The organism is Nonomuraea sp. C10, from assembly GCF_008017515.1.
Classification (GTDB): domain Bacteria; phylum Actinomycetota; class Actinomycetes; order Streptosporangiales; family Streptosporangiaceae; genus Nonomuraea; species Nonomuraea ferruginea.
Genome location: NZ_VPFF01000001.1, coordinates 3,633,272 through 3,652,316, shown reverse-complemented (window position 1 = coordinate 3,652,316; position 19,045 = coordinate 3,633,272). Strand labels below are relative to the sequence as shown.

Sequence of the window (19,045 nt, the reverse complement as noted above, 5' to 3'; positions counted from 1 at the left end):
TAATAGACGGTTTTCGTCCGAAATTAGGGGTCTCATGACGGCTTATTCGCTGGATCATGTCGCTCTGGCCGTGCGGAGCTGGACCCAGGGCGGCCCGGTCCTGGCCGGCCGTTTCGGGGGCCGCTGGCGCCACGGTTTCGAGCAGGCCGGGGCCTTCAACCCCGCGCAGATCGAGTACGCCAACGGCATGCGGGTGGAGTTGCTGCAGCCCGGCTCCGACCCGGCGTCGTTCGTCCGCCGTTTCCTCGACGGCACCGGCGCGCGGGCCCGCCCGCACCACATCACCTTCAAGGTGCGCGACATCCGGGCCAGCCTCGGCGCGGCGGGCGCGGCCGGGTTCGAGCCGATCCTCGTCAACCTGGACTTCGAGGGATGGCAGGAGGCGTTCCTGCACCCCAAGGACACCGGTCTCGGCTTCCTCGTCCAGATGGCCCAGGCCGAGGAGATGCCGGAGGAGCTGGCCGGCGACATGCCCGGCCTGAGCCTGACGCCCCCGTGGCCCGAACCCGAGGTCGCCTGGGCGGCCCTGCCCGCGGTCGCCGGGCAGGTGTCGCGGTGGGACCCGGTGCGCCGGGTGCTCCGGGACGTCCTCGGCGGCACCGAGACCCCGCTGGAGCCCGGGATCTCCCGCTTCACCTGGCCGAGCGGGGCCGACCTGGTGCTCGCCACCGGGGAGGAGCCCGGCCTGCGGGCCCTCGCCTTCCGCGGCGACGGCGCGGTCTCCTGGGAGCTCGCCGACGTCCTGCGCGCCGCCGAGCAAGAGCAGATCGTGCCGGAGCTCGGCATCAGGGTCGCCGACCTGGCCTCGCAGCGGGTGGCCGGCTGAGCGCGATCGGGCCCGGAATTACGATGTGACCGTGACTCCGACACCCCGACGCGCGTCCCGCTCCCGAGAGGTCGCCGTGCCCAGCATCCGCGACGTCGCCGCCGCCGCCGGAGTGTCCTACCAGACCGTCTCCCGGGTGCTGAACGAGTCGCCGCGGGTGCGGCCCGAGACCCGCGCCGCCGTGCTGACGGCCATCGAGCAGCTCGGGTTCCGGCCCAGCCGGGCCGCCCGCGCGCTCAGCCTGGGCCGCGCCCCCGGCATCACCGTGGTGACGTCCAACACCGTCCTGTACGGCTACGCCGCCACGCTGCAGGGCATCGAGGAGGCCGCCCGCGCGGAGGGCATGGCCGTGGGCGTCAGGGTGGTGGAGTCGGCCGAGCCCGCCGAGGTGAAGCAGGCGGCCGACTACGTCGGCGACCCCAGCGCGGGCGGCGTGGTGGTGATCGCGTTCGACCCGATCGGCGTCGCGGTGCTGGAGGCGCTGCCGGACCACGTCCCCGCCGTCGCCGCCGCCGAGCCCGCCGCGCCCGAGCGCGGCCGGGTCGCGATCGCGCTGGACGAGCGCCGCGCCGCGGCCGATGCCACCCGGCACCTCCTGGCGCTGGGCCACCGCACCGTCCACCACGTCGCCATCCCGTCGGAGGGCGGCTCGGGCGGCCGGCTGGCGGGCTGGCGCGACGCGCTGGGTCAGGCCGGGGCCGACATCCCCGAGGTGCTCGGCTGCGGATGGGACATCGCCTCCGCCTACGCCGCCGGGCGGCGGCTGGCGGCGGACCCGGACGTGACGGCCATCCTGTGCGGCAACGACGACATCGCCCAGGGCGTGCGCCGGGCGCTGTACGACGCGGGCAAGGACGTGCCCGGCGACGTGAGCATCGTCGGCTTCGACGACATCCCCGGCTCCGCCTACTCGACCCCCGCGCTGACCACGGTCCGGATGGACTTCGCGGGGCTGGGGCGGGCCTGCTTCCGCGCGGCCGTCGCGGAGCTGGGCCGTCAGGAGCAGCCCCGGCCGGCCCTCGTGCCGCCGAGCCTGGTGGTGCGCGAGTCCACCGCGCCGCCGCCCGGTCCCCCGGACCGCCACGTAACGATCCCGTAAACAGGTCTTCCCTTCGCGGCGTGTGACCGATCACACTCGCCAATGTGACCGGTCACATCATCCAGTGAAGAGCGAGGTCCTGATGACTGCCGACGTTGCCGAACACCTGCGCTGGGGCCATGCCGGCCTCGCCGCCGTGGTGGAGATCCATCCGGATCGCCCGGTGGTGCTGCGTGAGCTGTCGGCGGGGCCGCCCGCCCTGGCCGCGCGGGTGTCGCAACCTCTGGTCGAGGTGCTGGTCCCGGGCGAGGGCCGGGCCAGGGCCTCGCAGCGGCTGTCGGAGACGGCGGTGGGCTGCCGGCTGCGCTACGCGGGCGCGGCGCAGTCGGCGGAGGGCGGCCGGCACGAGCTGCGGCTGCGGATGCGCGACGAGGCGTCCGGTCTCGCCGCCGAGGTGACGCTCCGCTCCCGGGAGGGGGTGCCGGCCGTGCAGGCGTCGGTACGGGTGACCAACCTGGGCCGGGAGCCGGTGCTGCTGCTGGCCGTCACGTCCTTCGCCGCGGGTTTCCTGGGCCGGCCGGTGGCCGACCTCGACGTGCTGTACGCGAGCAGCGAATGGCTGGGGGAGAGCCGGTGGACCAGGGAACCGCTCGGCGCGCGCATCGCCGATCTCGGCCTGGCGGGGCACGGCCAGCACGGCCGGGGCGCCTTCGCGCTGACCAGCACCGGCACCTGGTCCAGCGGCCGGCACGTGCCCATGGGCGGGCTGACCGACCGGGGCACCGGACAGACCTGGCTGTGGCAGATCGAGCACAACGGCCCCTGGCGCTGGGAGATCGGCGACCGGCTGGACGGCGCGTACGTGGCGCTGTCCGGGCCGGCCGACGCCGACCACCAGTGGAGCGAGCTGCTCGCGCCCGGCGAGTCGTTCACCACCGTGCCGGTCTCGGTCGCCGTCTCGGCCGACGGCGTGGAGGGGGCGGTGGCGGCCATGACCGCGCACCGCCGCGCCCTGGTGCGCCCCCATCCCGACCGGATCGCGCTGCCCGTGGTGTTCAACGACTACATGAACACCGTGATGGGCGACCCGACGACGGACAAGCTGCTGCCCCTCGTCGACGCCGCCGCCTCCGCCGGGGCCGAGGTGTTCTGCGTGGACGCCGGCTGGTACGACGACGGGGGCGACTGGTGGGACAGCGTGGGGGAGTGGGAGCCCTCCCGGACGCGGTTCCCCCGGGGCCTGGAGGAGGTGCTGGCCCGCATCACCGGCCACGGCATGACCCCCGGGCTGTGGCTGGAGCCGGAGGTCATCGGCGTGCGCAGCCCGATGGCCGGCAAGCTGCCCGCCGAGGCGTTCCTGCAGCGCGGCGGCGCCCGCGTCGCCGAGCACGGCCGCTACCACCTGGACCTGCGCCACCCGGCCGCCGTCGCGCACCTGGACCAGGTGGTGGACCGGCTGGTGGAGGAGCTGGGCGTCGGCTACTTCAAGCTGGACTACAACATCAACCCGGGTGCGGGCACCGACCTCGGCGCCACCAGCGCCGGCGCCGGGCTGCTCGCCCACAACCGGGCCCACCTGGCCTGGCTGGAAAGCGTGCTGGACCGCCATCCGCGCCTCGTGCTGGAGAACTGCGGCTCAGGCGCGATGCGCATGGACTACGCGATGCTGGCCCGCCTCAACCTGCAGTCCACCAGTGACCAGCAGGACTTCCTGCGCTACCCGCCGATCGCGGTCGCCGCGCCGCTGTCGGTGCTGCCCGAGCAGGCCGCCAACTGGGCCTACCCCCAGCCCTGGATGGCGGACGAGGAGATCGTCTTCACCCTGTGCACCGGCATCCTGGGCCGCCTCTACCTGTCGGGCAACCTGCACCGGATGACTACGGGCCAGCTCGCCCTCGTCCGGGAGGGCCTCCGGCTCCACCGGAGCCTCCGGGCCGACCTGCCGCGCGCCACGCCGTGCTGGCCGCTGGGCCTGCCGGGCTGGGACGACCCCTGGCTCGCCCTCGGCCTGCGCGCCGGCGACGCCACACACCTGGGCGTCTGGCGCAGGCCCGGCGCCACGGGCGCCACGGTGCTCCCGCTGCCTCACCTGACCGGGCGAGCTCTGCACGTGGAGATCGCCTACCCCGCCGCGGCGGACGGCTGGACCCACGCGTGGAACGCGCGCGCCGGCGAGCTGACCGTCACCGCCGGCGCCGCTCCCTCCGCCCGCATCCTGCACCTCCGTCCCCGCTGACCCCCCGAACGGGACGTTCGGCACTATCGTTGCCGAACGCGGATAAAGGAAGACAAACCGTGAAGCTCGTACAGCGCCTCGCCACCGCCGCGGCCCTCGTCCTGGCCGTCACGGCCTGCAGCGATCCCGCCGCCGGCCCCGCCGCGCCCGCCGAAGGCGCTTCACCGGCGGCCTGGCCCTCGCCCGCCGCCCGCCTGGACGGGACCACGCTCACCATCTGGGCCGCCCAGAACAGCAACACCGCGCCCAAGGCCGTCATCGACGCCTTCACCCAGGCCACCGGCGCCAAGGTCGAGGTCGTCACCATCCCCGACCCCTACGAGCAGGGCGTGCAGACCAAGGTGGCCACCGGCGACAAGCCGGACCTGGCCTTCTGGCAGCCCACCGCGTCCATGCTCACCGCGCTCAACGCCCGCGCCAACCTCCAGCCGCTCGACGGCGCCCCCTGGCTCTCCACGCTCTCGCCCGAGCTGCGCGACATCACGGGCCTGCTGGACGAGACCCGGTACGCCGCGCTCATCACCAGCCCCGCCGTCGAGGGCGTCTACTACAACAAGGAGGTCTTCGCCGCCAACGGCATCACCGGGACGCCGAAGAACTTCGACGAGATGGTCGAGGTGGCCCGCACGCTCAAGGGCAAGGGCGTCACGCCGTTCTTCGAGATGGCCGGCGACAAGTGGGCCACCCAGTGGTGGGTGCAGGTCCAGCTCGCCGACGCGGCCAAGGACGGCCTCTGGGACCGGGTCAACACCGGCAAGGAGACCTTCGAGGACAAGACCATCCTGGACGCGATCAAGAAGTACCGGGCCCTGATCGACGAAGCGCTCTTCAACGGCGACATCAAGACGGCGACGTTCGAGGACCAGGGCGAGGCGCTGCTGTCCGGCGAGGCCGCGATGGTGATGCAGGTGAACTCGTTCTTCGGCCAGCTGCAGGCCAAGGCCGGCACCGCGGAGCTGGACGAGAAGATCGGCTTCTTCCCGATCTCGCCGTCGGGCAACGTCGGCACCTTCATCCCCGACCAGTCCAACGCCCTGGTCGCCTTCCGCACCGGTGACGCCGCGCGCGAGGCCGCCGCCCGGCAGCTGCTCGCGTACTGGATGGGTCCCGGCTACGCCGGGTTCGCGGCCGACCGCAAGACCGTCTCGCTGCGTACGGACGTGCCCAGCCCGGACGGCGTGCCGCAGGCGCTGCTGGACGTGCACGCCTCGCTCGGCCGGTCGGCCGGCTCCATGCAGGCACTCGCGGTGGCCAACCCCGACCTGTACCTCAACCTGGCGGACATGGTCGTCGGCAGCCTGACCCCCGAGGAGGTGGCCGCCGCCACCCAGAAGCAGTTCGCCCAGCTCGCCAAGGCGGCCGGGGCCACCGGCTTCTGACCCACGCCCGTCCCGGCGGGAGGCCTCGGACTCCCGCCGCTCTCACCAAGGAGCCGCTCGTGCCGACCGGTCAGGAGACGCTCACCCACCCGCCCGCAGCACGCGGCGCGCCCGGCAGACGGCAGGGGCCCGCCGGGGCCGGGCGCGGCCGCACGCACCCGATGTGGTTCCTCGCGCCGGCGTTCGCCCTGCTGTTCGTGTTCTTCTTCCTGCCCACGCTGTTCAACTTCGTCTACGCCTTCACCGACTGGTCCAGCTTCAAGAGCGACATCCGTCCCGCCGGCTTCGACAACTTCGGCTTCCTGTTGTCGGACGGCACCCTGGTCGCCTCGCTGCGCGTCACGGTGGTCTACGCCGCGCTGGTGGCGCTGTTCCAGAACCTGTTCGGCTTCGGCCTGGCCGTCCTGCTGGAGAAGGACACCTGGCTCAACCGGACCGCCCGGCTGATCTTCCTCATCCCCGTGCTGATGTCCGCGCTGGCCGTCGGGTACGTCTTCCAGGCCCTGCTCAAGCCGGACGGCAGCCTCAACGACCTGCTCTCGGCCGTGACCGGGCAGCCCGTGACCGTCGCCTGGCTGGGCAGCACCACCTGGACGCTCGTCCTGGCCGCCGCCATCCACGCCTGGAAGTGGATGGGCCTGTCGATGCTCATCTACCTGGCCGGGCTCAAGACCATCCCGGAGGACGTCACCGAGGCCGCCCGCATCGACGGCGCCTCGCCCTGGCAGGCCTTCTGGTCGGTCCGCTTCCCGCTGCTGGCCCCGGCCGTCACCTTCAACGTCGCCACCGCGCTGCTCGGCTCCATGAACGGCTTCGACATCGTCCAGGCGCTCACCGGCGGCGGGCCCGCGCGCAGCACCGAGATCCTCAACATCTTCATCTACCGCACCTTCGGCCAGGGCCTGTTCGCCCAGGCCACCGCCATGAGCCTGGTGCTCTTCCTGATGGTGGCCCTGCTGGCCTTCCCGGTCATCCGCGTCCTGCGCAAGAGGGAGGACATCACGTGACAGTTCCGGCCTTCGGCGCCGTCCGCCGCCGCGTCCCGCCGTCCCGTTCCCGAGGGCTCGCCGCGCGGCTGCGCCCCATCGCCGTCGTCGCGCTCGTCGTGCCCGTCATGGGCGTGCCGCTGTGGCTGATCGTCGTGACCGCAGGCAAGTCCCAGGGCGAGGCCCTGTCGCCGGACCTCTCCCCGCCCGCGCGCTGGCGGCTGGGGGAGAACCTCGCCCAGGTCTGGCAGCAGGGCGAGGTGCCGGCGGCCTTCCTCGGCAGCCTGCTCGTCGTCGTCCCGTCCGTCGCGCTGGTGCTCACGCTCGGCTCGATGGCGTCGTGGATCCTGGCCCGCCGCGCCGGCCGGCTCAACGCGGTGCTGTACGCGCTCGCCATCAGCGGCATCGTGCTGCCGCCCGCCGTCGTCACCATCGTGCTCCTGCTTCGCCAGCTCGGCCTGGCCGGCAGCGCCGCCGGCATGATCGGCGTCTACGCCGGCATCTACCTGTCGACCGTCATCTTCTTCGTGACCGGCTTCATCAGGACCGTGCCGCTGTCGCTGGAGGAGGCGGCCCGGATGGACGGCGCGGGACCCGTACGCGTGTTCGTCTCGGTCATCCTGCCCCTGCTGCGCCCGGTCCTGGCCACGGCGACCATCCTCATCTGCCTGTACGTGTGGAACGACGTCTTCTACGCCTTCTTCGTCGTCGGCGGCCGCCTCGACACGCTGCCGCTCAACCTGTTCCAAGTCGCCAACGCCGGCCTGTATCTCAACAACTGGCACCTGATCTTCGCCTACATCATCCTGATGAGCCTCCCGCTGCTGGCCGTCTTCGCCCTCGCGCAGCGCAGGATCATCTCCGGGATCACCGGCGGCGCCGTCAAGTAAGCGCATCACCCCCCTTCAGGAGAGGACAGCCATGCACCTCCATCCGTTACTCCGGCATGCCTGCACGGCGGCGGCCATCGTGACGCTCGCCGCCCTGACCGCCGCCCCGGCGGGCGCGGCGGCCGCCCCCGACGTGGTCACGGTGGACTTCGCGCAGCGCACCGGGCCCGTCCACGGCGGGGCGACCGGCATGCTCTACGGCCTGGCGGACCCGGGCGTGCCGGGGGATGCGCTGCTCGCGGGCGCCCGGCCGCGCACCGTCGCCCAGAAGGCGCCGGACGGCGACCAGCACCCCAACGGCGACGCGCTCGTCGTGGCCGACTCCTTCTTCGCCGCCGGCGGTGAGGAGGTCGTCATCTACATGCAGGACGTCTACAGCCAGTGGCCGTACGAGAACCGCGGCATCGACGACTACCTCGCCAAGGTCGACGCGATGGTCCGCAAGGTCGTCCGGGAGCGGCCGCGCGACAAGGACAAGTTCGTCTGGGTGCCGTTCAACGAGCCCGACCTGATCTGGTACCAGAACTGGAACACCCTGAAGCAGAAGTTCTTCAGCGACTGGAAGGCCGTGTTCGAGCGCATCCGGTCGATCGACCCCACCGCCCGGATCGTCGGCCCCAACGAGGCGGGCTACAACCCCGGCCGCCTCCGCGACTTCCTCACCTGGGCCAAGGGCGCCACCTGCGCGGGAGACCCCGAGGGGAACTGCCTGCCGGACATCATGGCCTGGCACGAACTGCAGCGCGACCGGCTCGCCGACTACCGCGCCCACCACGCGCACTACCGGCAGCTGGAACGCGAGCTCGGCTTCGGCCCGCTGCCCGTCAACATCGACGAGTACGGCAACCGGCGTGACATGTCCGTCCCCGGCCAGATGATCCAGTGGATCTCCCTGTTCGAGGACACCAAGGTCGACGCCGACATGGCCTACTGGACCTACGCCGGCAACCTCGACGACCACGCCGTCCGCACCAGGCAGGCCAACGGCGGCTGGTGGCTGCTCAAGTGGTACGCGGACCTGACCGGGGAGACGGTGAGGGCGACCCCGCCGCGGCTGAACGCGGCCGACACGGTCCAGGCCGTGGCCGCCGTCGACGCCTCGGCGCGGCGCGGCACCATCCTCGTCGGCGGCGGCTCCGAGCCGGTCCGGCTCGACGTCTCCGGGCTCGGCCGGGACGTCTTCGGCACCCAGGTCGACGTCGTCGTGTCCAGGACGACCTGGACCGGGTACGAGGGCGACGCTCTCAAGCCGCCCGTGATCGCGGCCAGGCGCGCGGCCGTGCCGTCGGGCAGCCTCCAGGTGGACCTGCCCGGCGGCGACGTCATGGCCGCCTACCGGGTCACGATCGTCCCCTCCAGCGGCGCCGCCCCGAGTCCGGACGCGCCGTGGACGGCGTCGGCCGAGGCGGAGTCGGCCACCCTCACCGCGGCCCGGGCCTTCGACCAGGACACCACGGCGGACCCGCAGAAGTACGCGACCTCCGGCAAGCGGGACGTCGGCGCCATGAACCAGACCGGCTCCGCCGTGACGTTCCCCGTCACCGTCCCCCGCGACGGCCGCTACCGGCTCGGTGTCTACCAGGGCGCGAACAAGGCCCCGGGCAGGCACGCCCTGTTCGTGGACGGCGCCTTCCGCCAGATCGTGCAGTACTCCGCGAACCTCGGCTGGACCTACCGGGGCCGCACCGACGTGGAGATCCAGCTGACCGCCGGCACCCACCAACTGTCCCTGCGCACCAGCGCCGACGGCACGACCAGACTGCCCGGCAGCGACATCACTCTCGACAGGTTCGACCTCACCGAGATCACCGGGGAAGAGCGGGCGGCGTACGCCGCCGACGAGGCGCGGCTGTCCGGCGGCGCCCGGATCACCCGCGAGGGCCAGGGTCCCGCCGTCGCCCTCGGCGGCGACGCGCGCGCCAGGTTCTTCGTCGCCGCCGGCCACGACGGCTACTACGACCTGACGCTCTCCTACCGGGCGCGCGGCGCCGGCGACCTCCGGGTCCGGCTCGACGGGCGCGAGATCTCCGGCCTGCGGGCGACGCGCCCCGGTGAGGCCGCCTCCCGGGCGCGGGTGTACCTGCCGGCCGGCGTCTCCACGGTCGACGTGGGCGGCCCGGCGGGTCTGGAGCTGCGCGGGGTCGCGACCGTCCGGGCCGCGGGGGCCGACACCGCCGTCCACCGCGTCGAGGCCGAGCGGGCCGCGCTCGCGGGCACGGCGAACGTGACCACCGTCCCCGCGTCGAGCGGCTCGAACGCCTCCGAGGGCGCGTACGTCGGCTACCTCGGCAACGGCGCGGGCAACACGCTCACGCTGGAGCGCCCGGCCGGCTTCGGCCCCGGCGCGTACGTCCTGCTGGTCCACTACGCCAACGCCGACACCAACACCGGCCACCCCTACAACACCGACGTCATCAACCGGTTCCTCGACATCACCGAGACCGGCGGCATGACGGTCCGCGGCGTGTTCCGGCACAACTACGCCTGGGACAACTTCTGGCCGCAGGCGACGCCCCTCACCCTCACCACCGAGCGGGGCGCGATCGTCCTGGGCAACGCGGACGCGTACGGCCCCAACGTCGATCGGGTGGAGCTCGCGCGCCTCGTCCTCGACGTGGACAACCAGGCACGCTGACCGCCGCCGGCCCGCCGCACCCCAGGTGCGGCGGGCCGTCTCGGGTATTGACCGCCCCGGTACGGACGATCACACTGGCGGGAATGCCGGGGGAGTGATCCGTTCCGAAATGTTAGCGATAACATCCCGTCTGGTGAAGGAGACGCGCATGTCGAGAGCCCTTTCCCGGTTGGGCGCGGTGCTCGCCGCCGCCTGCCTGCTGTTCGCGTCGTTGTCCGTGGCCGACCAGAAGGAGGCCGCCGCGCTGGAACCTTTCACCGGATATCTGATGGCGCACTTCACCGGGGAGTCGGCCAACGGGGAGCAGATCTACCTCGCCCACAGCGACGACGGGCTGCACTGGACCGACCTGAACAACGGCGCGCTCGTCCTGCGCTCCACGGTCGGCACGCGCGGGGTCCGCGACCCCGCCCTGGTCAGGTCGCCCGCCGGTGACCGCTACTGGATCGTCGCCACCGACCTGCGCATCGCCGCCGGCACGTCCTGGAGCGACGCCGCGAACCGGGGGAGCACCTCGCTCGTCGTGTGGGAGTCGGCCGACCTGGTGAACTGGTCGGCCCCACGGCTGATCAACGTCGCCGGCGCCATCCCCGGCGCGGGCAACGCCTGGGCGCCCGAGGCCATATACAACCCGGCCACCGGCGACTACGTCATCTACTGGGCGACCAACTCGCCGCGCGACGGCGTGACCAAGCACCGCATCTGGTACGTACGCACGAGCGACTTCCGCAGCTTCACCGCGCCGCAGCCGTTCATCGAGCGCGGCGGCGCCCAGGGGATCATCGACACGCAGATCGTCGAGGTGCCCGGCGCCGTCGGCGGGTACCGCTACTACCGGGCGTCGGCCGACGGGCACATCTCGATCGAGGCCGCCAACTCCATCCTCGGCTCCTGGACCAGCCTCGGGAACCTGTCACACCTCGGCATCTCCAACGGCACCGGCGGCGGCAACGTCGTGGAAGGCCCGATGTGGATGACGTTCAACGACCGCGACGAATGGGCGCTCTGGCTGGACCAGTTCGCCACCGGCCGCGGCTACATGCCCATCACCTCGACCAACCTGGGCAGCACGCGGAACTTCCGCACGCGCTCCGACTACGCCATGGGCGCCGGCCGCAAACGGCACGGCTCCGTGCTCAGCCTGACCGCCGCCGAGGAGGGCCGGGTGCTCGGCCGCTGGGGCGCGACCCTGCCGGTCAATCGCATCCAGTCGTACAACCTCCAGGACCGGTACGTCCGGCACGCGGACTTCGACGTGCGCCTCGACGCGAACGTCAGCCCGGCCCAGGACGCGCAGTTCCGGCTGGTGCCGGGCCTGGCGAACGGCTCCGGGTACGTGTCCTTCGCGTCGGTGAACTACCCCGGCTACTACCTGCGGCACTACGGGTACGACCTGGTGCTGGCGCCCGACGACGGCACCGTCGTCTTCGCCGCGGACGCCACCTTCCGCCAGGTCCCTGGGCTCGCCGCCTCGTCGTGGACGTCGTTCCAGTCGTACAACTATCCCGACCGGTACCTCCGGCATTCGAACTACCTGCTCAGGATCGACCCGATCACCGACGCGCAGGGTCGCGGCGACGCCACCTTCCGCGTCGTGGGCGGCTGACGGCCATCGGGCAGGCGTTCGGAAGATGGTCCATCGGACGCCGCCGCGGGACTTTCGTCCCTGCCGTGCACGGGCCCGCGCCGGAAACCTGGGCGGTGTCCGGCCGACGCCGGACCCACCAGCGTGACGACGTCAGGAGCGATACGTGAGCATGCTGCAGGCAGCGGTGACCCTGCTGGGCGCGGTGGGCGCGGCGATGGTGCTGTCGGGACCCGTCATGGCGATCCAGGGGGTCAGGGGGCGCGCGGAGATCCGCCGGGAACTGCGCGGCCAAGGCATCAGCTTCCCCCGCACGGGACCGCCCGCCGTGCTCGCCGGCCGGGCGGTCGTCACCGGCCCTCAGGCCCGCGCGTTCGCCGACGTGATCGGCGACAACGTGCTGGCGGCCACCGGCGGCCGGACCTACGCACAGGTGAGCGCCGAGCTGATGGCCGCGCCCGGCGGTGACGACGAGCTCGCGGCGCTGCGCCAGACGGCCTTCACCGGGCAGATGCTGCGCGCCTCGCTGCTCAACGCCTACCAGGCATGGCAGGTCACCACCCTGGTCATCGGCCTGGGCGCGCTGCTGACCGCCACCGGCGCCGCCCTGCTCACCGCGAGCATCGCCCTCGCCCCCTGAACCCTGGAGCAACCTCCTTGACCACCGACCCCACCTCCACCACCACCGACCTCACCGCGGCCACACACCCCGCCGCAGACACAGACCCCGCTCTGACGGCGCGGCCGTTGCGGCGTGCGCGTCGTGACGTCGGCGCCGCGCCGTTCATCGTCATCTGGGAGGCCACCCGCGCCTGCCCGCTGGCCTGCCTGCACTGCCGCGCCGAAGCCCGGCCCGACCGCCATCCTGGCGAGCTGAGCACGCACGAGGCGCGGGAGCTGATGCGCCAGGTCGCGGCCTTCGGCCGTCCCGCGCCGCTGTTCGTGATCACCGGAGGCGACCCCTTCGAGCGTCCCGACCTGTTCGACCTCGTACGGTACGGCCGCGAGCTCGGCCTGGCCCCCTCCGTCTCGCCCTCGGCCACGCCCGCGCTCACCCCCGCCAATCTCAGCAGGCTGCACGAGGCCGGCGCGGCCGCGATCTCGCTCAGCGTGGACGCGGCCACGGCCGCCCGCCACGACGAGTTCCGCGGCTACGACGGCGTGTTCTCCCGCACCCTGGCCGCCTGGCGGGCGGCGCGCCAAGCCGGGCTCAAGGTGCAGATCAACACCACAGTGACCCGCCGCAACCTGTCCCAGCTGCCGGACATCGCCCGGCTGGTACGCGACCACGGCGCCATGCTGTGGAGCGTCTTCTTCCTCGTACCCACCGGCCGCGGCAGGGCCCTCGCGGCGCTGAGCCCGCAGGAGGCCGAGGACGTGCTGCACTTCGTCCACGACCTCGGCACCGTCGTCCCGGTCAAGACCACCGAGGCACACCACTTCCGGCGCGTCGCCGTACAACGGCTCATCCTGGCGGAACGCGGCGCCGACCATGCCGCCGAGCTCGGGCTCGGTCCGCTCTACCGGGATCTGCGGCGGCGCGCCCGGCGCGCCGGGCTGATCAGGGAGCGGCGGGCCCGCCGCCCGCCGGTCGACGTCAACGCCGGTCGCGGCCTGGTGTTCGTCTCCCACACCGGGAGCGTGCACCCGTCCGGGTTTCTCCCCGTGGCCTGCGGCGACGTGCGCGAGCGGCCGCTGACCGAGATCTACCGGAACGCTCCGCTGTTCCGCGCGCTGCGCGATCCCGGGCGGCTCTCCGGACGCTGCGGCGCCTGCGAGTTCCGGGCCGTCTGCGGCGGTTCACGCTCTCGCGCGTACGCCTGCACGGGCGACGTGTTCGCCGAGGAGCCCTGGTGCGGCTACCAGCCGGGCAGCTTCCCCTACCAGCGGGAGCTCACGCCCTACCTCCCGCAGGAAGAGGCCCGAGAGAGGTAGGGCCCTCACGGGAGGCGGCCTCGGCAGAGCCGAGCGCCTACCCGTCCCCGGCGCTCCGCAGCGGGCAGCACGCGTCGTGGACGGGCCGTGGTGGCTCAGGGCGATCACGGTCCGAGCTGGTTGGTACGCGTCGTGGACCGGCCACGGCCGCTCAAGGCGACCATGGTCCCTCGGCGAGGCGTTCGACCGTCCAGGCGAGCCCGTGTCTGGCGGTCTCGGTGTCCGGCGTGCGCGTGTGCGGCCCGCACAGCAGTACGGCGAAGTCCGCCACGTCGGCCAGCGCCCACCGCAGCCGGTAGAGCGCGATCGCCGCCACGTCCACCTGCCTGCCGGTGGCCCGTACGTAGGCGTCCAGCGCGGCCGGGTCGGGAGAGACCACGGCCAGGTCGCGCTCGGGCACCGCCAGCCCGACCGTGTCCCAGTCCACCAGCAGCAGCCGGCCGTCGTCGCGCCTGATCAGGTTGCCGGGATGCGGCTCACCGTGCGTGACCACGAGCCCGTCCCCGCGCCCGCGCACCCGTCCGGCCAGCTTGTCGAACTCGGCCAGCCGCTCCAGCACGGCACCGGCGTGCTTCCTGAGCAGCACGCCCGCCTCCGCCGAGAACGGTCCGTCACCGCCCGGGTCCGCCAGCGACTCCACCAGCCGGTCGCGCCCCGGCACGTCCAGGACGGCGACGGGCGTCGTCTCCGGCGGGACGCGGCCGTGCAGGTCAGCGAGCAGCGCCAGCAACCGGTCGCGCTCCTCGGGCGTCTGCTCCTGCCTGAAATGACCGGACATGCCCGCTTCCCAAGGGAAGACGGTCACCGCGTACCGCGGCCCCGCCGCCATCACCGGATCGCCGCCGCGGGACCGTACCGGAGCCACCACGAACTCCAGCCCGTCACGCTCGCGCAGCACCGCCGCGGTCTCCATGGCCCGCCTCAGCCCTGGCAGCCCGTGCTCCTTGCGCGCCGGGTCCGACACCGTGGCGAACCACCGCCGGCCGCCGGTGTCGAGCACCGTCCAGTGGTAGTCGCCGAACCCCACCGGCGCGTACGCGACCTGTTCGGCCGCCACGCCGAACTCCCGCAGCGCCGCCACCAGGTCGGCCTCGCCGAACCCGTCCGGAAGATCTTCCATCGGCCCAGGTTAACCCCGGCGGCCGACCGGCTGCTCGGGCAGGCGGGCGACGACCTCGCCGGGGAACAGGCCGTGGCGCAGCACCACCCGGCCGCGGGCGTGGTGGCGGGCGCGGACGCCGGCGTCCTCCTCGGCGGCGAAGACCTCGGCCATCCGGATCGCGAGCAGCACCTCCGTGAGGCCGACGCCCTCGGGGACCGTGCCCGCACGGGCGGCGTCCTCGACGAGCGTCCGGAAGGCGTCCGCCGTACGGGCGGCGAGATCGTCGAAGCGGCCGGCCGAGCGCGGCAGGATCGGCGCGATCGAGCGGCTGGCGAGCTGCATGTCGAGCACGAACTCGAACAGCTCCAAGGCCCCGGAATCGCTGCCCCGCAGCTCCGCGGCGCGTTCCTCGATCCGGACGATGTTGTCCTCGTAGACCGTCGCCGCGAGCTCCTCCCTGGAGCCGAAGGTGCGGTAGAGGGTCGTGCGGCTGACGTCGGCCGCCCGCGCGATCTCCGCCAGCGCCACCTCGTGCCCGTGCTCCGCGAAGACCGCCGGGCGGCCGCGAGCAGCCGCCCGCGGTTCCGCACGGCGTCGCGCCGCCTGAGCCCGGAACCCTACGATAAGCAGAAACGTACAGTGATGTACGGATACGTTGCGGCGTCGCCGACATCGCCGCCGAAGGTCTGGAGCGTCAACGGCGGAGGCGGGTTCCGCGACTGAGCGGTTCCGGCCGTGCGGATCTTCCAGGACAGATGCGCTTGTTGTTGATGTTGAGGCAATATGGTCTGCGGCAAGGACATCATGGCGAAAAGTGCGGGGGGAGCAGTCGGTGGCGGACCTCGGCCTCCACTTCCAGGCGCTTGAAGAGTGCGCGTCGGCCGCGCGTAAGGCGGCCAGCCGGCTCTCCGAACTGGGCGACGACTATCCGGTCACGGGCACGAGTTCGTCGATCTTCGGCAAGCTGACCGACTCCTCCGGCCTGGCGACCCTCGTCGACGACGTCGAGAACACGGTCGACACCGAGCTCGGCCACGCCGGCAGGAAGCTCAGAGGCGTGGAGCGCGCCCTGGACAAGGTGGAGCAGAACGTCCGCACCGCCAACAACGCCAGCGGCGCGGCGGCCTGATGGACCTGGCCACCCAGATCTCGCAACTGCCCGGCTCGCGCAGCGGGGAGCTCGCCGACATCCTGCGCAGCGTCAGCGGCAACCCCGAGGACATCCGCGCCATCGCCACCAGGTGGCGGTCCGCCGCGGGCACGGTGAGCGAGCAGACCGGGCGCGTCACCACCGCGGTCAACGACGTCGACACCGCCTGGGAGGGCGCGTCGGCCGACGCCTTCGACGGGTACATGGGCAAGTACGACAAGGCGGGGACCGCGCTCCACGACGTGCTGGAGGACAGCGCCGCCTCTCTCGACACGGCGGCCGGGGCGCTGGAGACGGCCGAGTCGGAGATCACGTCGATCTGCAACCGCCTGGTCGAGTACGCCGACGAGCACAGCGACGACAGCGACGCCGTCGCCACCGAGGTCGGCAACGCGATCGACGCCGCCACGCCGCACAAGACGGAGGCCAACACCGCCGTCACCACCGCCATGACCAAGATCCAGGGCTACCTGGACGACCACGAGTCGACCTTCGCGGCCATCAAGGCGCCCGGCGACCAGACGTTCGTGCCGGCGCCGGGCCACACCGTCGTGTGGGAGCCGTCGACGCTGCCGGACGACTTCATGAGGACGACGTACCAGAGCGGGGGCGACGGCACACCGCCCGGCGGGACCACTCCGTACTCCGCGACCGGTCCGGGCACCGGGACCACCTCGTACGCGGGCGGCTCCGGCGCGCCGCCGCAACCGCTGTCGTTCGCGCCGGGCACCGCCACCGGCGACCGCATCGTCGAGGCCGCCCGCATGCACCTCGGCAAGCCGTACGTGTGGGGGGCCAACGGGCCGAGCGCCTTCGACTGCAGCGGGCTCGTCTACTACACACTCAACCAGGCGGGCGTGAAGATCGGCGACACGACCGCCGCCGGATACCAGGCGAGCGGCAAGCCGGTCAGCACCCCGCAACCCGGCGACATGGTCTTCTTCGGCCACCCGGCCGGCCACGTGGGCGTCTACATCGGCAACGGCCAGATGATCCACGCGCCCCGGCCGGGGTCCGAGGTCATGGTGGCGAGCGTCGCCGCCGACGGGCGGCCCGTCAGCTACCGCCGCTTCACCTGACCCTCTCGGGCCGGCCACCGCTCCGGGGGCGCGGTCAGGCCTTCGGCTCCTGCGAGATCCGCAGCATGTTGCCCGAGGGGTCGCGGAACGCGCAGTCGCGCGGGCCCCAGGGCTGGTCGATGGGCTCCTGGAGCACCTCCGCGCCGGTCGCCCGGACCCTTTCGAAGGTCGCGTCGAGATCGTCGGTGCGGAAGATGATCATCGGCAGGGCGCCCTTGACGAGCAGCTCCTGGAGGGCGTCGCCGTCCTCCTGGGACCGGCCGGCGTGCGGCGTGGAGATCACGATCTCCACGCCCGGCTGGTCAGGGCTGCCGAGGGTGACCCAGCGGAACTCGCCGGACGGGACGTCGTTGCGCACCTCGAGGCCGAGCCCGTCGCGGTAGAAGGCGAGCGACTCGTCGACGTCGTTGACACTGATGTGGCAGTACTGCAAGGCGATGGTCATGCCGGCAACGCTAGGCGGCGGATTCGCGGCGCGCTTCTCGGATCGTGCTCGAAGCGTTTCTGGCCGGGCGGGTGCGGATCTTCGCCACGCACGGCGGCATCGCCGACACGGCGTGGTGCTCCCTGGCGCGGTAGGCGCTCGGCGTCTCACCCAGCAGCTCGGTGAACCGCGAGCTGAACGAGCCGAGCGAGGTACAGCCGACCGCCATGCACGCGTCGGTCACGCTGGCGCCCGCGCGCAGCAGCGCCATCGCCCGCTCGATGCGGCGGGTCATGAGGTAGCTGTAAGGCGTCTCGCCGTAGGCGGCCCGGAACTGCCGGGAGAAGTGGGCCGGAGACATGAGCGCGTGACGGGCCATCGTCGGCACGTCGAGCGGACGCGCGTACTCCCGGTCGATCAGATCCCGCGCCCGCCGCAGGTGGGTGAGGTTGTCGAGATCCTGCGGGGTCATGACGCCAGCGTATAACGACCCCGTAGCCCGCGAGCCCGTGGGGCCAGGCCGCGAACGGGCCATCGGCGGCGATCCCCGGGCCTTTGGTCCCTGACGAGACCGCGGCCGGGCGCGGGATCGTAGGCCCATGTCACCTGTCATCCCCGCACCGGAGACGTCCCGATGACCGCGCCCCCGTTCGCGACACCCGGCGGCGTGAGCCGGATGGTGAACGCCGCCGCCGCGGCGCCGTCGGTGCACAACACCCAGCCATGGCGCTTCCGCTGCGCCGACGAAGAGACCATGGAGCTGTACGCCGACCTCGGCAGGCTGCTCCGGGTCACCGACCCGCTGGGCCGCGGGCTCGGCGTCAGCTGCGGGGCCGCGCTGTGCAACCTCCGGCTGGCGGTCCGGATGACCGGGCACGACGCCCACGTCGTGACGCTGCCCGACCCCGCCCACCGCCCCGACCTGCTGGCCCGTGTGCGCGCCGTCCCCGCGGGGCCGCCCGGCCAGGACGAGCGCCTGCTGTACGAGATGATTCCGCACCGGCGCACCAACCGCTTCCCCTTCGACGGCCGCCGGCTGCCCACCGCGGTCCTGGTGGAGCTGGTCCACGCCGCGCACGCGGAGGGCGCCACGCTGGTCCTGCTGAAGGGCCGGACGGCCCGGCGCGTGCTCGGCATGATCGGCGCGGCCGAGGCCACGCTCGCCGCCGAGGAGTCCTACCGCGCCGAGCTCGCCCGCTGGACGGCTCCCGGCCGCCGCGACGGCGTGCCCCGGCACGCCGTCGGCCCCCGCCCGCGCGACGGCGAGCTGCCCATGCGGGACTTCCGCCTGGGGGAGGGGCGGCACGCGGAGGGCGCGCCGAGCGCCGCCTTCGAGGCCGATCCGCAGCTCGCGGCCCTGTTCACCAGGGGTGACGGGCCGCTCGACTGGCTGCGCGCCGGGCAGGCGCTCCAGCGGGTGCTGCTCACCGCGACCGCGCGCGGCGTGGCGGCGTCGCTGTTCAGCCAGCCGCTCGACCTGCGGCCCGCCCAGCACTCCGGCGACCGCGCCGGGCCGCTGGGCCACGTCCAGATGCTGATCAGGCTCGGGTACGGGCCACCGGTCCCGAGAGTGCCGCGCCGCCCGGCGTTCGAGGTGCTCGACCCGGTGGAGGCCGCGCGCGAGCCGGTGGGACGGAGCGCGATCGCCGGAGTTGACGAGCCGCCTCGTGCTGTGACATTCTGAGGGCGGCACCGAGGTTGACGCTTTTAGTACGCGTGGACATTCGTTTCCCGAGTGCGTTATGATGCTCCCTCGCGCTGCCACGCCGCCCCGGATTT

17 protein-coding genes are annotated in these 19,045 nt (G+C 72.9%); 13 read left to right on the top strand and 4 right to left on the bottom strand.

Going from position 1 to position 19,045, the window contains the following annotated elements:
* The first annotated feature begins 34 nt into the window (after window positions 1-34).
* The 10 genes from FR742_RS16680 (at window position 35) to FR742_RS16625 (ending at window position 13,511) form a co-directional block, all read left to right on the top strand.
* The gene (locus FR742_RS16680; protein WP_148031790.1) at window positions 35-826 is read left to right on the top strand and encodes a VOC family protein; all 792 of its coding nucleotides are present in this window, start codon (window positions 35-37) and stop codon (window positions 824-826) included.
* A 31-nt stretch (window positions 827-857) separates the two neighbouring features.
* Complete coding sequence (locus tag FR742_RS16675) at window positions 858-1,925, top strand: LacI family DNA-binding transcriptional regulator (RefSeq protein WP_148031789.1); 1,068 nt, start codon at window positions 858-860, stop codon at window positions 1,923-1,925.
* Between the two features lie 82 nt (window positions 1,926-2,007).
* Window positions 2,008-4,101, top strand: a complete 2,094-nt coding sequence (locus FR742_RS16670; RefSeq protein ID WP_148031788.1) for an alpha-galactosidase — start codon at window positions 2,008-2,010, stop codon at window positions 4,099-4,101.
* A gap of 59 nt (window positions 4,102-4,160) precedes the next feature.
* Window positions 4,161-5,480 carry an ABC transporter substrate-binding protein gene (locus tag FR742_RS16665; protein WP_148031787.1) on the top strand — a complete coding sequence of 440 codons (1,320 nt, stop codon included), beginning with the start codon at window positions 4,161-4,163 and terminating at the stop codon, window positions 5,478-5,480.
* 59 nt (window positions 5,481-5,539) lie between these two features.
* Window positions 5,540-6,487, top strand: a complete 948-nt coding sequence (locus tag FR742_RS16660; protein WP_222708958.1) for a carbohydrate ABC transporter permease — start codon at window positions 5,540-5,542, stop codon at window positions 6,485-6,487.
* Window positions 6,484-7,356 carry a carbohydrate ABC transporter permease gene (locus FR742_RS16655; RefSeq protein WP_222708957.1) on the top strand — a complete coding sequence of 291 codons (873 nt, stop codon included), beginning with the start codon at window positions 6,484-6,486 and terminating at the stop codon, window positions 7,354-7,356. The genes FR742_RS16660 and FR742_RS16655 overlap by 4 nt, the downstream gene beginning before the upstream one ends.
* Window positions 7,357-7,387: 31 nt before the next feature.
* Window positions 7,388-9,991: a CBM35 domain-containing protein gene (locus FR742_RS44580; protein ID WP_187281176.1), complete on the top strand. Its 2,604-nt coding sequence runs from the start codon at window positions 7,388-7,390 to the stop codon at window positions 9,989-9,991.
* Window positions 9,992-10,139: 148 nt separating this feature from the next.
* Window positions 10,140-11,597, top strand: coding sequence for a glycoside hydrolase family 43 protein (locus FR742_RS16635; RefSeq protein WP_148031786.1), 1,458 nt, complete (start codon window positions 10,140-10,142; stop codon window positions 11,595-11,597).
* Window positions 11,598-11,742: 145 nt separating this feature from the next.
* Complete coding sequence (locus FR742_RS16630; protein WP_148031785.1) at window positions 11,743-12,216, top strand: hypothetical protein; 474 nt, start codon at window positions 11,743-11,745, stop codon at window positions 12,214-12,216.
* Window positions 12,217-12,233: 17 nt separating this feature from the next.
* A complete protein-coding gene (locus FR742_RS16625; protein ID WP_261808574.1) occupies window positions 12,234-13,511 on the top strand; it encodes a TIGR04053 family radical SAM/SPASM domain-containing protein in 1,278 nt (425 codons plus the stop codon).
* Window positions 13,512-13,662: 151 nt separating this feature from the next.
* Here FR742_RS16625 and FR742_RS16620 read toward each other — a convergent pair whose 3' ends face one another.
* Both FR742_RS16620 and FR742_RS44575 read right to left on the bottom strand, forming a co-directional pair.
* A complete protein-coding gene (locus FR742_RS16620) occupies window positions 13,663-14,631 on the bottom strand; it encodes a phosphotransferase (protein WP_187281175.1) in 969 nt (322 codons plus the stop codon).
* A gap of 9 nt (window positions 14,632-14,640) precedes the next feature.
* Window positions 14,641-15,237: a TetR/AcrR family transcriptional regulator gene (locus FR742_RS44575; protein WP_261808862.1), complete on the bottom strand. Its 597-nt coding sequence runs from the start codon at window positions 15,235-15,237 to the stop codon at window positions 14,641-14,643.
* Between the two features lie 208 nt (window positions 15,238-15,445).
* Here FR742_RS44575 and FR742_RS16610 point away from each other — a divergent pair, with 208 nt between their 5' ends.
* Together FR742_RS16610 and FR742_RS16605 are read left to right on the top strand one after the other, a co-directional pair.
* Window positions 15,446-15,742, top strand: coding sequence for a hypothetical protein (locus FR742_RS16610; RefSeq protein ID WP_148031783.1), 297 nt, complete (start codon window positions 15,446-15,448; stop codon window positions 15,740-15,742).
* Entirely contained in the window at window positions 15,742-16,842 is a 1,101-nt protein-coding gene (locus FR742_RS16605) for a WXG100 family type VII secretion target (protein WP_222708956.1), read from the top strand. Before FR742_RS16610 ends, FR742_RS16605 begins: the two co-directional genes overlap by 1 nt.
* Window positions 16,843-16,876: 34 nt before the next feature.
* Here the strand turns inward: FR742_RS16605 and FR742_RS16600 are convergent, their stop codons facing one another.
* Both FR742_RS16600 and FR742_RS16595 read right to left on the bottom strand, forming a co-directional pair.
* Entirely contained in the window at window positions 16,877-17,287 is a 411-nt protein-coding gene (locus FR742_RS16600) for a VOC family protein (protein WP_148031782.1), read from the bottom strand.
* Between the two features lie 10 nt (window positions 17,288-17,297).
* Complete coding sequence (locus tag FR742_RS16595; RefSeq protein WP_148031781.1) at window positions 17,298-17,738, bottom strand: helix-turn-helix transcriptional regulator; 441 nt, start codon at window positions 17,736-17,738, stop codon at window positions 17,298-17,300.
* Window positions 17,739-17,900: 162 nt separating this feature from the next.
* Here FR742_RS16595 and FR742_RS16590 point away from each other — a divergent pair, with 162 nt between their 5' ends.
* Window positions 17,901-18,950, top strand: coding sequence for an Acg family FMN-binding oxidoreductase (locus FR742_RS16590; protein WP_148031780.1), 1,050 nt, complete (start codon window positions 17,901-17,903; stop codon window positions 18,948-18,950).
* The last annotated feature ends 95 nt before the right edge of the window (window positions 18,951-19,045 follow it).

Bases quoted from the DNA above. Each gene is read 5' to 3' on its own strand.
- FR742_RS16680 (WP_148031790.1), top strand. From the start codon at position 35: ATGACGGCTTATTCGCTGGATCATGTCGCTCTGGCCGTGCGGAGCTGG.
- FR742_RS16670 (WP_148031788.1), top strand. From the start codon at position 2,008: ATGACTGCCGACGTTGCCGAACACCTGCGCTGGGGCCATGCCGGCCTC.
- FR742_RS44580 (WP_187281176.1), top strand. From the start codon at position 7,388: ATGCACCTCCATCCGTTACTCCGGCATGCCTGCACGGCGGCGGCCATC.
- FR742_RS16635 (WP_148031786.1), top strand. From the start codon at position 10,140: ATGTCGAGAGCCCTTTCCCGGTTGGGCGCGGTGCTCGCCGCCGCCTGC.
- FR742_RS16620 (WP_187281175.1), bottom strand. From the start codon at position 14,631: ATGGAAGATCTTCCGGACGGGTTCGGCGAGGCCGACCTGGTGGCGGCG.
- FR742_RS16605 (WP_222708956.1), top strand. From the start codon at position 15,742: ATGGACCTGGCCACCCAGATCTCGCAACTGCCCGGCTCGCGCAGCGGG.
- FR742_RS16600 (WP_148031782.1), bottom strand. From the start codon at position 17,287: ATGACCATCGCCTTGCAGTACTGCCACATCAGTGTCAACGACGTCGAC.
- FR742_RS16595 (WP_148031781.1), bottom strand. From the start codon at position 17,738: ATGACCCCGCAGGATCTCGACAACCTCACCCACCTGCGGCGGGCGCGG.
- FR742_RS16590 (WP_148031780.1), top strand. From the start codon at position 17,901: ATGACCGCGCCCCCGTTCGCGACACCCGGCGGCGTGAGCCGGATGGTG.